10 protein-coding genes are annotated in these 13,922 nt (G+C 72.9%); 4 read left to right on the top strand and 6 right to left on the bottom strand.

Annotation, left to right across the window (positions count from 1 at the left end; translation table 11 throughout):
* Positions 1 to 151: 151 nt before the first annotated feature.
* The 5 genes from sucD to ACWGE1_RS34990 all read right to left on the bottom strand — a co-directional run bounded on the left by sucD (position 152) and on the right by ACWGE1_RS34990 (position 7,219).
* Positions 152 to 1,039 carry a succinate--CoA ligase subunit alpha gene (gene sucD, locus ACWGE1_RS35010; protein WP_030290624.1) on the bottom strand — a complete coding sequence of 296 codons (888 nt, stop codon included), beginning with the start codon at positions 1,037 to 1,039 and terminating at the stop codon, positions 152 to 154.
* Between the two features lie 21 nt (positions 1,040 to 1,060).
* The gene (gene sucC / locus ACWGE1_RS35005; protein WP_398563366.1) at positions 1,061 to 2,239 is read right to left on the bottom strand and encodes an ADP-forming succinate--CoA ligase subunit beta; all 1,179 of its coding nucleotides are present in this window, start codon (positions 2,237 to 2,239) and stop codon (positions 1,061 to 1,063) included.
* A 281-nt stretch (positions 2,240 to 2,520) separates the two neighbouring features.
* Positions 2,521 to 3,702 (bottom strand): VWA domain-containing protein, encoded by a 1,182-nt coding sequence (locus ACWGE1_RS35000; protein WP_453424497.1) that lies wholly within the window; start codon positions 3,700 to 3,702, stop codon positions 2,521 to 2,523.
* Between the two features lie 149 nt (positions 3,703 to 3,851).
* Positions 3,852 to 6,116, bottom strand: a complete 2,265-nt coding sequence (locus ACWGE1_RS34995) for a DUF5682 family protein (RefSeq protein ID WP_453424496.1) — start codon at positions 6,114 to 6,116, stop codon at positions 3,852 to 3,854.
* On the bottom strand, positions 6,113 to 7,219 hold the full coding sequence (locus ACWGE1_RS34990; protein WP_389119612.1) for an ATP-binding protein: 1,107 nt from the start codon (positions 7,217 to 7,219) through the stop codon (positions 6,113 to 6,115). Before ACWGE1_RS34990 ends, ACWGE1_RS34995 begins: the two co-directional genes overlap by 4 nt.
* 134 nt (positions 7,220 to 7,353) lie before the next feature.
* Between ACWGE1_RS34990 and ACWGE1_RS34985 the strand changes: the two genes are divergently transcribed.
* Both ACWGE1_RS34985 and ACWGE1_RS34980 read left to right on the top strand, forming a co-directional pair.
* On the top strand, positions 7,354 to 8,697 hold the full coding sequence (locus ACWGE1_RS34985; RefSeq protein ID WP_453424495.1) for an SWIM zinc finger family protein: 1,344 nt from the start codon (positions 7,354 to 7,356) through the stop codon (positions 8,695 to 8,697).
* A gap of 260 nt (positions 8,698 to 8,957) precedes the next feature.
* A complete protein-coding gene (locus ACWGE1_RS34980; RefSeq protein WP_453424494.1) occupies positions 8,958 to 10,541 on the top strand; it encodes a DUF5691 domain-containing protein in 1,584 nt (527 codons plus the stop codon).
* 148 nt (positions 10,542 to 10,689) lie between these two features.
* Here the strand turns inward: ACWGE1_RS34980 and ACWGE1_RS34975 are convergent, their stop codons facing one another.
* Complete coding sequence (locus ACWGE1_RS34975) at positions 10,690 to 11,091, bottom strand: cobalamin B12-binding domain-containing protein (RefSeq protein WP_150258834.1); 402 nt, start codon at positions 11,089 to 11,091, stop codon at positions 10,690 to 10,692.
* Positions 11,092 to 11,283: 192 nt separating this feature from the next.
* Here ACWGE1_RS34975 and ACWGE1_RS34970 point away from each other — a divergent pair, with 192 nt between their 5' ends.
* Both ACWGE1_RS34970 and ACWGE1_RS34965 read left to right on the top strand, forming a co-directional pair.
* A complete protein-coding gene (locus tag ACWGE1_RS34970; RefSeq protein ID WP_453424493.1) occupies positions 11,284 to 12,045 on the top strand; it encodes an esterase/lipase family protein in 762 nt (253 codons plus the stop codon).
* Between the two features lie 164 nt (positions 12,046 to 12,209).
* Positions 12,210 to 13,847, top strand: a complete 1,638-nt coding sequence (locus ACWGE1_RS34965) for a M23 family metallopeptidase (protein ID WP_453424492.1) — start codon at positions 12,210 to 12,212, stop codon at positions 13,845 to 13,847.
* Positions 13,848 to 13,922 lie beyond the last annotated feature (75 nt).

Raw genomic sequence — 13,922 nt, 5'->3', positions numbered from 1 at the left:
CGCGTGCACCACTGACCTTTCACGCCCGGCGCGTTCACGCCCGACGCGGCGCGGGGGGCCCCCCCCCCGGGGCGGGCCCCCCCCCCCCCCGAGAGGTGCGGGCCACGCCCGGGCATGTGCGCCTCCGTACGTGGATCCGTACGGCGACCGCTTACTTGGCGTTCAGGATCTCGCGCGCCAGCTTCGCGGTCTCGGTCGGCGTCTTGCCGACCTTCACACCAGCGGCCTCGAGGGCTTCCTTCTTGGCCTGTGCGGTGCCGGAAGAGCCGGAGACGATGGCGCCGGCGTGGCCCATGGTCTTGCCCTCGGGGGCGGTGAAGCCCGCGACGTAGCCGACGACCGGCTTGGTGACGTTCTTCGCGATGAAGTCCGCCGCACGCTCCTCGGCGTCGCCGCCGATCTCGCCGATCATGACGATCAGCTCGGTCTCCGGGTCGGCCTCGAAGGCCTCCAGGGCGTCGATGTGCGTGGTGCCGATGACCGGGTCGCCACCGATGCCGACGGCGGAGGTGAAGCCGATGTCACGGAGCTCGTACATCATCTGGTAGGTCAGCGTGCCCGACTTGGACACGAGACCGATCTTGCCGGGCTTGGTGATGTCGCCCGGGATGATGCCGGCGTTGGACTGGCCGGGGGTGATCAGACCCGGGCAGTTCGGGCCGATGATCCGGGTCTTGTTGCCCTTGGCGGTCGCGTACGCCCAGAAGGCGGCGGAGTCGTGCACCGCGATGCCCTCGGTGATGACGACGGCCAGCGGGATCTCGGCGTCGATCGCCTCGACCACGGCGGCCTTGGCGAAGGCCGGCGGGACGAAGAGGACGGAGACGTTGGCGCCCGTCTTCTCCATCGCCTCGGCGACGGAGCCGAAGACCGGGACCTCGGTGCCGTCGAAGTCGACGGTGGTGCCGGCCTTGCGCGGGTTCACGCCGCCGACGATGTTGGTGCCGTCAGCCAGCATCAGCTTGGTGTGCTTCATGCCCGTGGCACCGGTCATGCCCTGGACGATGACCTTGCTGTCCTTGTTGAGGAAGATAGCCATGTGAGTCTGTGACCTCTGCCCTTACTTCGCAGCCGCGAGCTCGGCGGCCTTGTCGGCCGCGCCGTCCATGGTGTCCACGCGCTGGACCAGCGGGTGGTTGGCGTCCGAGAGGATCTTGCGACCCAGCTCGGCGTTGTTGCCGTCGAGACGGACGACCAGCGGCTTGGTGACCGCCTCGCCCCGGTCCTCGAGCAGCTGCAGCGCCTGGACGATGCCGTTGGCGACCTCGTCACAGGCGGTGATGCCACCGAAGACGTTGACGAAGACGGACTTGACGTCCGGGTCGCCGAGGATGATCTCGAGACCGTTGGCCATGACGGCGGCGGAGGCGCCACCGCCGATGTCCAGGAAGTTGGCGGGCTTGACGCCACCGTGGTTCTCACCGGCGTACGCGACGACGTCGAGGGTGCTCATGACGAGACCCGCGCCGTTGCCGATGATGCCGACCTCACCGTCGAGCTTGACGTAGTTGAGGTTCTTCGCCTTGGCGGCGGCCTCGAGCGGGTTCGCGGCCGCGTGGTCCACGAACTCCTCGTGACCCGGCTGGCGGAACTCGGCGTTCTCGTCCAGCGAGACCTTGCCGTCGAGCGCGATGACATCGCCGTTGGCGACCTTCGCGAGCGGGTTGACCTCGACGAGGAGCGCGTCCTCGGCGATGAAGGTCGCCCACAGGGTCACGAGGACCTCGGCGACCTTCTCGGCGACCTCGGCCGGGAACTGCGCCAGCGCGACGATCTCGCGGGCCTTCTCGATGGTCACGCCCTCGTTGGCGTTCACCGGGACCTTGGCGAGCTTCTCCGGGGTCTCCTCGGCGACCTGCTCGATGTCCATGCCGCCCGCGACGGACGCCATGGCGAGGAAGGTGCGGTTGGTCCGGTCGAGGAGGTACGAGACGTAGTACTCCTCCAGGATCTCCGGAGCCGTCTCGGCGATCATCACCTTGTGGACCGTGTGGCCCTTGATGTCCATGCCGAGGATGTCCGTCGCCCGGGCGACAGCCTCGTCCGGGGTGGCGGCCAGCTTCACGCCGCCGGCCTTGCCGCGGCCGCCGACCTTCACCTGCGCCTTGACGACCGACTTGCCGCCCAGCCGCTCGGTGGCCTCGCGAGCCGCCTCAGGCGTGTCGATGACTTCACCGGCCAGCACCGGTACACCGTGCTTGGCGAAGAGGTCCCTCGCCTGGTACTCGAACAGGTCCACGCGCGTCCGTCCCTTGTCTTTTTTAAAGATTCGCAGTGATTCGCGGTTGTCTGCTATCTGCGTGGGCGTGCCGCGGAGGGCAACGTGACGGCGCTGTCACAAGGAAGGCGCACACGGTGACCGTGGACGCGGCATGTCCGTCCCGCAGGTTATCCCCGAGGGCCGTGGGTCCCTAAATCGCAGATCACACCTGAGCGGTGATACCTGTCACAGATCGCCTCACGGTTGAACTGGAAGTTCGTGTGATTCACCGATTCACAGCAAGGACCGGGACGCGGCGGTCAGGGGGTCGGCAGGGGGCGCTTCTCCAGCGCCGCGGCCATCACCTCCGGGAACAGGTCGGGAGTGCAGGCGAAGGCCGGCGCCCCAAGCGCCGCAAGGGCTGCGGCGTGCTCGCGGTCGTAGGCCGGGGCGCCCTCGTCGGACAGTGCGAGCAAGGTCACGAACTCGACCCCGGCCCCCTTCATCGCGGCGACACGCTTGAGCATCTCGTTGCGGATACCGCCCTCGTAGAGGTCGCTGATCAGGACGACGACGGTGTCCGCGGGCCGGGTGATCTTCGACTGGCAGTAGGCGAGGGCGCGGTTGATGTCGGTGCCGCCGCCCAATTGGGTGCCGAAGAGGACGTCGACCGGGTCGTCGAGCTGGTCGGTCAGGTCGACGATCGCGGTGTCGAAGACGACCAGACGGGTGGCGATCGAGCGCATGGAGGCGAGAACCGCGCCGAAGACGGAGGCGTAGACGACGGAGGCCGCCATCGAACCCGACTGGTCGATGCAGAGGATCACCTCCTTCTTCACCGATTGCGCCGCCCGGCCGTAGCCGATCAGCCGCTCGGGGACGACGGTGCGGTACTCGGGCAGGTAGTTCTTGAGGTTGGCCCGGATCGTGCGGTTCCAGTCGATGTCGTGGTGGCGCGGCCGGCTGATCCGGGCGGAGCGGTCCAGGGCGCCGGTGAGGGTGGCCCGGGTGCGGGTCGCGAGCCGCTTCTCGAGCTGCTCCACCACCTTGCGGACCACGGCGCGCGCCGTCTCCTTCGTCGTCTCGGGCATCGCCTTGTTCAGGGAGAGCAGGGTGCCTACCAGGTGCACGTCCGGTTCGACGGCCTCCAGCATCTCCGGTTCCAGCAGCAGGGTGGACAGGCCGAGCCGCTCGATGGCGTCGCGCTGCATGACCTGGACCACGGAGCTCGGGAAGTACGTACGGATGTCCCCGAGCCAGCGCGCCACGTTCGGCGCGGAGCCGCCGAGCCCGGCCGACCGTGCCCCCGACGTCCGGCGGGACCCCGCCTCGCCGCCCCCGCCGTAGAGGGCGCCGAGCGCGGCGTCCATCGCCGCGTCCCGCCCGGTCAGCGCGCACCCGGTCCCGTCGGCCTCTCCCCCGCCGAGCACCATCCGCCACCGCCGCAGCCGCTCGCCCCCGGCGGGGTCTGCGGCTTCGTGTCGTACCCCCGCGCCGCCCATGTCCGTACCGCCCATCCGTCCGTCCCCCTGCACTCGTCGTGTCCACCGGCCTTCACCACCGGATCTCTTCCATCCGCCCCGCCGAACTCGGCCCCGCCGGCGTTCGAGGCGCGGGCTCTGGGGCGGCGCCCCGGCAACGGCGCGGCACCTCACCCGGCGAGCAGCATCCGCACCAGCCCGACCACCGCGTCCGCCCGGACCGGATCCAGCTCCGGGGCGAAGCCCTCGGGCGCCGAGGACGCCGGGGCCGCGGCTGCGGAACCGCCCGGCCCGCGGCGGACCAGCTCGCCCAGGGTCCGCTTCACACCCGGCTCGTACGCCCCGAACGTCCGCCGCAGCAGCGGGAGTACGTCGGTGAACGCGCGCTCCGGCACCCCCACCAGCCAGGTGTCGATCAGGCCCAGCAGCCGGTCGTCGTGGACCAGCAGCGTGCCTCCGCCCGAACTCCCGCCCGCGAAGCCCTCGATCCAGCCCGCCGCATCGGCCGGGGAGGCCGCCGGGGACAGGGCGAGCCCCATCAGACGGGCCGTCTCCCCGGCCGGCAGCCGCCCGTCGTCGAGGAGCAGCCTGGCCGCCCTGCCGCGGATCAGGCCCGGCACGGTGTCCCGGCCGGCCAGCGTCGCGAGCACCGCGGACCAGCGCTCCCGCAGCCCGTCGTCCGCGTCCGCCAGCAGGCCGACGGCCCCGTGCACCCCGTCCACGTGGGCGCGCATCTCCGCCGCCGCGTCGGCGTCCAGGCCGGCCGCGCAGGCCGACGGCAGCGCCACGCATATCCGCTCGGCGAGACCGGCCGCCACCACGGCGAGCGCCGACGCGTCGGTGCCGCGCACGTCCCCGTACCGCAGCGAACGGGCCAGGGCGGGCAGGGCCTTGGCGAGCCGCGCCACGTCGGTGTCCAGCGCGGCCCGGTCCGCGAGGGCCCGCAGTACGGCGGGCAGCGCCTGCGAGAGCACGGCCAGCAGGCACTGCTCGGCCAGGGCCGTCACCTCGCCGAGCTCCCCGGCCCCGGCGGCGTCCGCCTCGGCCTTGGCGGTGGCCGCCGCGAGGACGGTGGTGCCCCAGATCCCGGCCTCGGCGATCCTCACCGACAGCTCCGGCTCCCACCGCAGCCGCCAGGTCTCCCGGAAGGTTCCGGTGCTGGCGCGGGAGACGGCCGGGGTGCCCCACCCGATGCCGAGCAGCCGCAGCCGGTGCAGCAGCAGGGACTTGGCCGTATCGGTGTCCTTGCGCAGGTCCAGTTCCAGCTCGCGGTCGTGGGCCTCGGCCTTGAGCCGCAGCGTGCGCTGCTGTCGTGTCAGGTCGCGCTGGAGGGGCACGACGGGGGCCCCGTCCGGGACCTCGCCCAGCACGTCGCCGACGACGAGGCGGTCCTCGATCAGGGCGAGCGGTACGTCGGAGCCGTCGCACATCACCGCCCGGACCGCTTCCAGGGTCTCCGTCAGGCCGGGCAGCGGCCTGCCGCGCATCGCGGCGAGGGTCTCGGCGAGCCGGACCGCCTCGATGACGTGCGCCGAGGAGACCTGCCGGTCCTCCTCGCGCAGCAGGCCGGCGACCTTGGTCAGCCAGCGCTCCACGGGCCGGTCCCGCGCGGTGAAGAGGTGGGCGTACCAGCCCGGCGAGGTGATGCCCGCGCCGTACCCGCCGGCCCGGGCGAGCCTGCGGTGCGTCCAGGGCACCCAGGTGGTCTCCACCTTGACCTTGGGCAGGCCGCTCAGCAGCGCCCTGTCGGCGGCCACGGTGGTCCTGGCCCGGAGCGCCGGGACGTGCCAGGCCCCGCACACCACGGCGCAGTCGTCGCCGAACTCCCGGCGGGCGGCCCGCATGCGCTGCCGCATGTACGCCTCGCGCACCAGGTCACGGTGGTGGCCGCCGTCGCCGTACGCCTCGCGCAGGGCTCCCATGGCCTCCCCGAGCGCCTCGAACGCGCCGAGCACGTCCTCCTGCACGCCCCCGGCGCCGCGGTGCTCGACCACGTCCTCCCACCAGCGCTCCGGGTCGTCGTACCCGGCGGTTTCGGCCAGCACGGCGAGCGGGTCGAGCCGGACGGCGTCGGGCTCTTCGCCTTCCGGCCGGTCCTCCCCGGCCGCGAGCGAGTGGGCCGCCGGGAGGTCGATGAACCGGACCGGGACGTCGTGCTCCTGGGCCCAGCGGATGGCCGCCCACTCGGGCGAGAACCCGGCGAGCGGCCAGAACGCGGCCCGGCCCGGATCGTCCGCCGCGTGCGCGAGGAGCGCGACGGGCGGCCGCATGCCCGGATCGGCGGCGAGCGGCAGCAGCGCGTCCCCCTCGGGCGGGCCCTCGATCAGCACCGCCGCGGGCCGGGCCTCCTCCAGGGCCGCCCGGACGGCGCGGGCCGAGCCGGGCCCGTGGTGCCGCACGCCCAGCAGCAGCGGGCCCTTCGGGCTCGGGCTCATACGGTCACCTCCCGGCAGGCCCGGTAGAAGTCCTTCCAGCCGTCGCGCTCGCGGACCACGGCCTCCAGGTACTCCTGCCAGACCACCTTGTCGGCGGCCGGGTCGCGGACCACGGCGCCGAGGATCCCCGCTGCCACGTCGGAAGGGCGCAGCACGCCGTCCCCGAAGTGGGCGGCGAGGGCCAGGCCGCCGGTGACGACGGAGATGGCCTCGGCGGTGGACAGCGTGCCGCTGGGCGACTTCACCTTCGTGCGGCCGTCGTCGGTGACCCCGTCGCGCAGCTCGCGGAAGACGGTGACGACCCGGCGGATCTCCTCCAGGCCCTCGGGCGCGGCCGGCAGGTCGAGGGCGCGGCCCATCTGGTCGACGCGCCGGGCGACGATGTCCACCTCGGCGTCGGCGGTGGCGGGCAGCGGCAGCACTACGGTGTTGAAGCGGCGGCGCAGTGCGCTGGAGAGCTCGTTGACCCCGCGGTCGCGGTCGTTGGCGGTGGCGATGAGGTTGAAGCCGCGCACGGCCTGCACCTCTTCGCCGAGCTCCGGTATCGGGAGGGTCTTCTCGGACAGGACGGTGATGAGGGTGTCCTGGACGTCGGCGGGGATGCGGGTGAGCTCCTCGACGCGGGCGGTCATGCCGTCGGCCATGGCACGCATGACGGGGCTGGGGACGAGCGCCTCGCGGCTGGGGCCGTGGGCGAGCAGCCGGGCGTAGTTCCAGCCGTACCGGATGGCTTCCTCGGGGGTGCCGGCGGTGCCCTGGACGAGCAGGGTGGAATCTCCGCTGACGGCGGCGGCAAGGTGTTCGGACACCCAGGTCTTGGCGGTGCCGGGGACGCCCAGCAGGAGCAGGGCGCGGTCGGTGGCCAGGGTGGTGACGGCGACTTCGACGATGCGGCGCGGTCCCACGTACTTGGGTGTGATCACCGTGCCGTCGTCGAGCGTGCCGCCGAGCAGGTAGGTGGCGACGGCCCACGGGGAGAGCTTCCAGCGGGTCGGGCGGGGCCGGTCGTCGGCGGCCGCCAGGGCTTTCAGTTCGTGTGCGAAGGCGTCTTCGGCGTGCGGTCGCAGAGCCTCTGCTCGCTGTTCGTTCCCGTGCATGGTCATGGTCCCCCTCCAATGCTCGGCAGCCGCTTCCGACTGCTGTACCCAAGGTGCACCACGCCACTGACAACGGACCGTGTTGGTAGTGTTGTTGCAGGTCAGGGCGATTGTCAGTGGCGGTCTCTACGGTGGTTCCCATGACTGATCAGGGGGACCGCTGGACAGCGGAACAGGTGCTGAATCTGGCTCCTGACGATGCCTCACGCAAGGCGGGGGGCCGACTCGGCGGGGCAGGACCGTGGTTGCAGATCGGAGGTTCCGCTTCCGGTTCTGTGTGGGGGTTGTGCAAGGGCAGCGGGAGCAAGCCGTACCGCACGGTCGTGGACCTGACGGGCCCGGCCTACAAGTGCTCCTGTCCGAGCCGGAAGTTCCCCTGCAAGCACGCCCTGGGGCTGTTGCTGCTCTGGTCGGCGGAAGGGGTCGGCGAGCCGGGCGAGGCGCCGGAATGGGCCGCGCAGTGGCTGGCGGACCGGGCGGCCAAGGCCGCGCGGCCGGCCGGCGGGAGGAGCGCTCCGGTCGATGAGGAGGGGGCCCGGCGGCGGGCCGAGCGGCGGGCGGCGCGCGTCGGCGCGGGCGTCACCGAGTTGGAGCAGCGGCTGGCCGATCTGCTGCGCGGCGGCCTCGCGGGCCAGGAGCAGGCGGGATACGCGGCGTGGGAGGAGACGGCGGCCCGCATGGTCGACGCGCAGGCACCCGGACTGGCCGGACGTGTAAGGGAGTTGGGGACGATACCCAGTTGCGGCCCCGGCTGGCCCGCCCGGATGCTGGAGGAGGCGGCGCTGCTGCACCTGCTCGACCGGGCGTGGCTGGGGGTGGCCGGGCTGCCGGAAGAGCTGGCGGCGACGGTGCGCAGCCGCGTGGGACTGCCGGCCTCCGGGGAGGGGGAGGCCGTACGGGACCGCTGGCTGGTGCTCGCCCAGTACGACACGGTGTCGCCGGACGGCCGGCTCACCACCCGCCGGATATGGCTGCGCGGGCTGGCGGGCGGGCGGCCTGCTCTGGTGCTGGACTTCGGACCGCCCGGGCGGCCACCGGGCCTGGCGCTGCCGGTGGGGCTGGTGCTGGAGGCGGAGATGCGCTTCCGGCCCGGGTCGGCGGGGCTGCGGGCGGACCTCGGTGAGAGGTTCGCGGCGGCCGTGCCGTGCGCGGAGGCTCCGTCCGGGATGAGCACGGAGGCGGCGCTCGAGGCGTACGGGGCGGCGCTGCGGGAGGACCCCTGGCTGGAGTCATGGCCGGTGGTGCTCGGGCCGGTGGTCCCGATACCGGGAGAGCTCGGCTGGCAGCTGGCGGACGCGGGGGGCACCTCCGCCCTGCCGGTGCCACTCACCGGGGGCGGCAGCCGCTCCCGCGGGGGCCTGTGGCAGCTGGCCGCGTTGTCGGGCGGGGGCCCGGTGACGGTGTTCGGCGAATGCGGCCACCGCGGCTTCACCCCTCTCACGGCCTGGCAGCCGGACTCGACCGAGCCGGTCGCCCTGACCTGATCAGGAGCGGGATCCAACGAATCACATCGCAGGGGGCCTGGGGGGTCCTGTGCCGTCACACGGGGGCGGCGAGGAGTCGTACGGCGCCGGGGGGCGCCGTACGAGCAACGACGAGAAGCCGGGGGGCTTGCATGAATGACAACCACGCCAGCTGAACGCGGGCAGACGGGAACACCGACGGCTCCGGTCCCGTGGAGGGGACGGGACCGGAGCACAGGACACGACGGACGACGAGCGACGAGCGACGAGGGAGGGGCCCGATGGACCAGGGTGACGAGGGGTACGGGGAGTGGGAGGAGCTGGTCGCCGCCGCGCTGCTGGGCACCGACCGGCGCCGGGGCGGCGGCCCGGTGGGCTCGCCCGAGGCGCTGCTGGACGCGGCGGCCGTGCACGCCGTACGGCGCCGGGCCGGGCTGCGACCGGCCGAGGCCGGGCCGCTGCCGGAGCCGGCGTCCCGGGACCCCCGGCCCGCGCCGCCGGAGGCGGCGGGCCGCCGGCTCGCGCAGCTGCTGGCAGGCCGCAGCGGCCCGGTGAACGGCGGCGGCCGGCGCGGGACCGCCCCGGATCTGACGGAGCTCCTGCCGCAGTGGCTGGCCGCGGCCGCGCGGTACGGCTACCGCTCACCGAGCGCGCTCGTACCGGCGCTGCTGGACGCGGCCCGGGCCCGTACGGACCTGCGGCCGCAGGCACTGGCCCTGGCCGGGACGCGGGGGCTGTGGCTGGCGCGGATGAATCCGGACTGGCGGTTCGCCCTGCGCGGCGGGTCGGGCGGCGGCGGGGAACTGCCGGACGTGACGGACCGGGTGGCGGTGGAACGGCTGTGGCAGGAGGGGCTGTTCGCCGAGCGGGTCGCCCTGCTCGGCGCCGTACGGGCCCACGAGGCGGCGGCCGCTCCGCGGCTGCTGATGACGACCTGGACCACCGAACGGGCCGAGGACCGGCTGATGTTCCTCGATTCGCTGAGGCTGGGGCTGTCGGAGGGGGACGAGCCCTTCCTGGAGGCTGCGCTGGCCGACCGCAGCCGCAATGTCCGCGCCACGGCCGCCGAACTGCTGTCGGCACTGCCGAGTTCGGCACTGGCGGGGCGGATGGCGGAGCGCGCGCTGGCCTGCGTGGGCCCGGAGGGGGTGACGCCGCCGGCCGAGTGCGATGCGGGAATGCTCCGCGACGGAGTGGTCAAACGGCCGCCGGCGGGGCGCGGGGAGCGGGCGTGGTGGCTCGGCCAGTTGGTGGAGGCGGCTCCGCTGTCCTGCTGGCGGGAGCGGTTCGGGGGGCTCACCCCGGCGGAGATAGTGGCGCTGCCGGTGGCCGCGGGCGACGGCTGGACGGAGGAACTGCATGCGGCGTGGTGCCGGGCCGCCGTGCGCCAGCGCGACGCGACGTGGTCCCGGGCCCTGCTCGGCGCGGCGTCCGGGCCGCCCGCGGCGGGTCCGGGCACGGCCTCGCTCGCGGAGCGGGCCAAGCTGCTGGAGAGCCTGCCGGACGCGGAGCGGGCGGAGTGGGTCGCGGAGTTCATACGGGCCCACGGGCTCTCGGAGGCGTTCCAGCTGCTCGGGGTGTGCGTGGTGCCCTGGGCGGGGGCGCTGGGCCGGGCGGTCGTGGACGCGCTGGACACGGCCCGGGACGCGGGCAGCTACCCGTGGAGCTTCAGCGGGGTGATGGGCCTGGCCGAGCGCTGCCTCGATCCCTCGGAGGCGGGTCGACTGGAGGCCCTGACCACGGCTGCGGAGGACCTGCCGGACGCCGCCCCCGGCGCGGCCGCGTACTGGGCGGAGGCCTTCCAGCGGCTGGTGGCCACGCTTCGGCTCCGCGCGACGATGCTCTCGGAGCTCGCCCCGCGCTAGGGGGTGTCCGGGCCCGCGACCGTGCCGGCTTCGGCACGGACGAAGGCCGGGGCTCCGCCCCGAACGCCGCGCCTCGAGCGCGGCGGGTCTGCACCGGTGCGGCCGGACCCGATGTGCCCGGCCGCCCGGTGCTGACGGCGGACGTGGGCTACTGGCGGACGTGGGCGCGGACCCAGTCCACGATGGCGGTCGTCGTGGCGCCGGGGGTGAAGATCTCGGCCACGCCCTTCTCCTTCAGGGGGGCGATGTCGTCCTCCGGAATGATGCCGCCGCCGAAGACCTTGATGTCCTCCGCGTCGCGCTCCTTGAGGAGTTCCAGCACGCGCGCGAACAGCGTGTTGTGGGCGCCGGAGAGGATCGAGAGGCCGATGGCGTCGGCGTCCTCCTGGATGGCGGTGTCCACGATCTGCTCGGGGGTCTGGTGGAGGCCGGTGTAGATGACCTCCATGCCCGCGTCCCGCAGCGCCCGCGCGATCACCTTGGCCCCGCGGTCGTGGCCGTCGAGACCCGGCTTGGCCACCACCACACGGATCGGACCGGTCACACCCATCGCACTGCCTCCCGAGTGAACGAACGTTAAGTACAGCATCGCGCACGCCGCCGTTTCGCGGTCAAGCACGAGGGGGAAATCACACGTGGGACGGCATTGCGCCACCGTGCCGCCAGCCGCACGGCACGGTGGCGCGACGGCCGGAGTCCCACAGAGGCTCACGGGAGGCCGTCGATGGGGCTGTCCATACCCATGTCCGTGCCCTTGTCCGGCGCCGCACTGCGGGCCGGACTGCTCGAGGTGATGGTGTTCGGCGGGCACCTCCTGCTGTACCCCACCGGAGTGTGCCAGGAGAAGGTCGCCGGCCGCCCGCCCGCGACACGCCCGCCCGCCCTCCTCCTCCACGGTTTCAGTGACAACCGGTCCGTCTTCGTCCTGCTGCGCCGCGCTCTCGGGGCGGGAGGCCGGCACGTGGAGGCGTACAACTACTCGCCCTTCACCCTCGATCTGCGCGTCGCCGCCCGCCATCTCGCCCGGCGTGTCGAGGAACTGTGCGAGCGCACCGGACAGGAGCGGGTGGATCTGGTCGGGCACAGCCTGGGCGGACTGGTCGGCCGGTACTACGTGCAGCGACTGGGCGGCGACGCCCGCGTCCGGACCCTCGTCACGCTCGGTAGCCCGCACTCCGGCACGCGGATCGCCCCCTTCATGGACGCGCACCCGCTGGTGCGGCAGATCCGCCCCGACTCCGAGGTGATGGCCGAGCTGGCCTCTCCCGCCCCCGGCTGCGCCACCCGGTGCGTGGCCTTCTGGAGCGAATTCGATGCGCTGATGACCCGGGTCGAGTCCGCGCGGATCGAACATCCGGATCTGTGTGTGGAGAACGTGCAGGTCACCGGTATCGGACATCTCGCTCTGGCGGCCCACCCGGCCGTCATCACGGCGGTCCGGCGCGCCCTCGACGGGCCGGGACTGGCCGCCGTCAAGGGCTCGGAAACCGCCTCCGTCGCCTAGCCAAAGAGCGACCAACAGTCGAACGAATTTCGAACTCAAGGCCAAGGGTGCGTCTTTCGGCGACCGAAAGACGGCCGAATGCCCGGTTCCAGAGATCTGGGTACCCGGCGAAGATTGTCGTTGCTGGTAACCGCCGGGTACAGTCACGCCACTGCTCTCCTCCGGTGAACTTCGAGTTCCCGGCCACCCAGGCCCCCACTGCCGAGGCGAAAGAGAAGTTGGTGAACGACCGCCCCTCGTCGGGCCAGTACCCGGATCCCGGGTATGACGGCCTTTCCACCACCGCTTTCGCTGGTGACTCGCCCTACGTTTCCTATGAAACGCAGGGCCAAGGGGTCAACTACGCCGCCTACGGCTCTTATGACACCGGCGCGTACGACACCGGCGCATGGACCTCGCAGGACCCCTATCTGTCCACGATCCCGACCCAGGTCGCCCCCGAGGACACCACCGGGAGCTGGGACGCGAGCGCGTGGAACACGCCGAGCGCGGACTACTCCGGATATGCCGGGTACCAGCAGCCCTCCTTCGGCTACGACACCTCCGGCGAGCAGACCGGGCACTGGGCGATGCCGGGCTACGGCACCACCGGCACCGAGACCGGCGCCTACGACGCCACCGCCTGGAACACCGTCACCGAGACCCCGGTCCAGCCCGAGGCCGCCTACACGTACGAGTACCAGCCCGCGCCCGCGCAGCAGGAGTACACGTACGGCGCCACCTCCGTCGGCTACGCCTACGAGACCGCCCCGGCCGCCGCCGTCACCGACTCCGGGAACCAGAACGGATTCGAGACCGGGTCCGTCGCGTACAGCGAGACCGCCGTCTTCGAGGTGCTCTCCGACGAGACGCCCCGGACCCACGAGCAGCACGAAACCCATGAGGCGCACGAGGCCCACGAGGGCACCGAGGTCCTCGAGCTGTCCGAGGTCCACGCACTCAACGAGGTGCACGACCTCCCCACCCAGGCCATGCCGGTGACCACGGCCCCGCGCACCGCGCGCCGGAGCGCTCCCAAGGGCAACGCCAAGGCCGGTGCCGGTGCCAAGGCGGGCGGCAACAGCCGTCGCCGCAATCCGGCGAAGCGTTCCGCCTTGCTGACCGTGGCCGTTCCCTCCGCCTGCGTGATGGGCGTCGCGGGCGTCGCGGCCGCCTCCGTCGGCGGCCTCACCGGTACGGACCGGCCCGCCGAGGACACCACCACGATGGCCGCGCCCGACCCGGCCTCGGTGAAGCCGGTCGCGGCGAACACCAAGCTCGACACCCAACTGGTCGCGCTCAGCGCCGACGCGGGCGACTTCGCGGACCGCGCGAGCCGCACGCAGGAGCGCATCGACCTGCGCGAGCGCCAGGAAGAGGAAAAGAAGAAGAAGGCGGAGGAGGCCGCGGCCAAGGAGGCCGCCCGCCCCAAGTTCGCCATCCCGGTCGAGCGGCACGGCCTCAGCGCCAACTTCGGCCAGGCCGGCGGCATGTGGATGTCGGTGCACACCGGCATCGACTTCCCGGTCTCCTACGGCACCCCGGTCATGGCGGCCACCGACGGCACCGTGCGCACGCAGTACAACAGCGCCTACGGGAACATGGCCATCGTCACCGCGCCCGACGGCACCGAGACCTGGTACTGCCACCTCAGCTCCACCAAGATCCGCGGCGGCAAGGTCAAGGCGGGCGACGTCATCGCCTACTCGGGCAACTCCGGCAACTCCACCGGCCCTCACCTCCACTTCGAGGTCCGGCCCGGCGGCGGATCCGCGATCGACCCCCTGGCGTGGCTCCGCAGCCACGGCCTGGACCCGACGTAACCGCCGCGCGGCCCGATGGCCGCGCGATCCGGAGAACAGACACCGCACACGGCGAAGGCCGCGTGGCCCGAGGGC

This window comes from Streptomyces sp. NPDC054932, assembly GCF_053610205.1.
This window is presented reverse-complemented; position numbering and strand designations above follow the sequence as displayed.

What these genes read in the sequence shown, in the direction of transcription:
- sucD (WP_030290624.1), bottom strand. Translation starts at nt 1,039, where the DNA reads ATGGCTATCTTCCTCAACAAGGACAGCAAGGTCATCGTCCAGGGCATG.
- ACWGE1_RS35000 (WP_453424497.1), bottom strand. Translation starts at nt 3,702, where the DNA reads ATGGGCGGCGCGGGGGTACGACACGAAGCCGCAGACCCCGCCGGGGGC.
- ACWGE1_RS34995 (WP_453424496.1), bottom strand. Translation starts at nt 6,116, where the DNA reads ATGAGCCCGAGCCCGAAGGGCCCGCTGCTGCTGGGCGTGCGGCACCAC.
- ACWGE1_RS34990 (WP_389119612.1), bottom strand. Translation starts at nt 7,219, where the DNA reads ATGACCATGCACGGGAACGAACAGCGAGCAGAGGCTCTGCGACCGCAC.
- ACWGE1_RS34985 (WP_453424495.1), top strand. Translation starts at nt 7,354, where the DNA reads ATGACTGATCAGGGGGACCGCTGGACAGCGGAACAGGTGCTGAATCTG.
- ACWGE1_RS34980 (WP_453424494.1), top strand. Translation starts at nt 8,958, where the DNA reads ATGGACCAGGGTGACGAGGGGTACGGGGAGTGGGAGGAGCTGGTCGCC.
- ACWGE1_RS34975 (WP_150258834.1), bottom strand. Translation starts at nt 11,091, where the DNA reads ATGGGTGTGACCGGTCCGATCCGTGTGGTGGTGGCCAAGCCGGGTCTC.
- ACWGE1_RS34970 (WP_453424493.1), top strand. Translation starts at nt 11,284, where the DNA reads ATGTCCGTGCCCTTGTCCGGCGCCGCACTGCGGGCCGGACTGCTCGAG.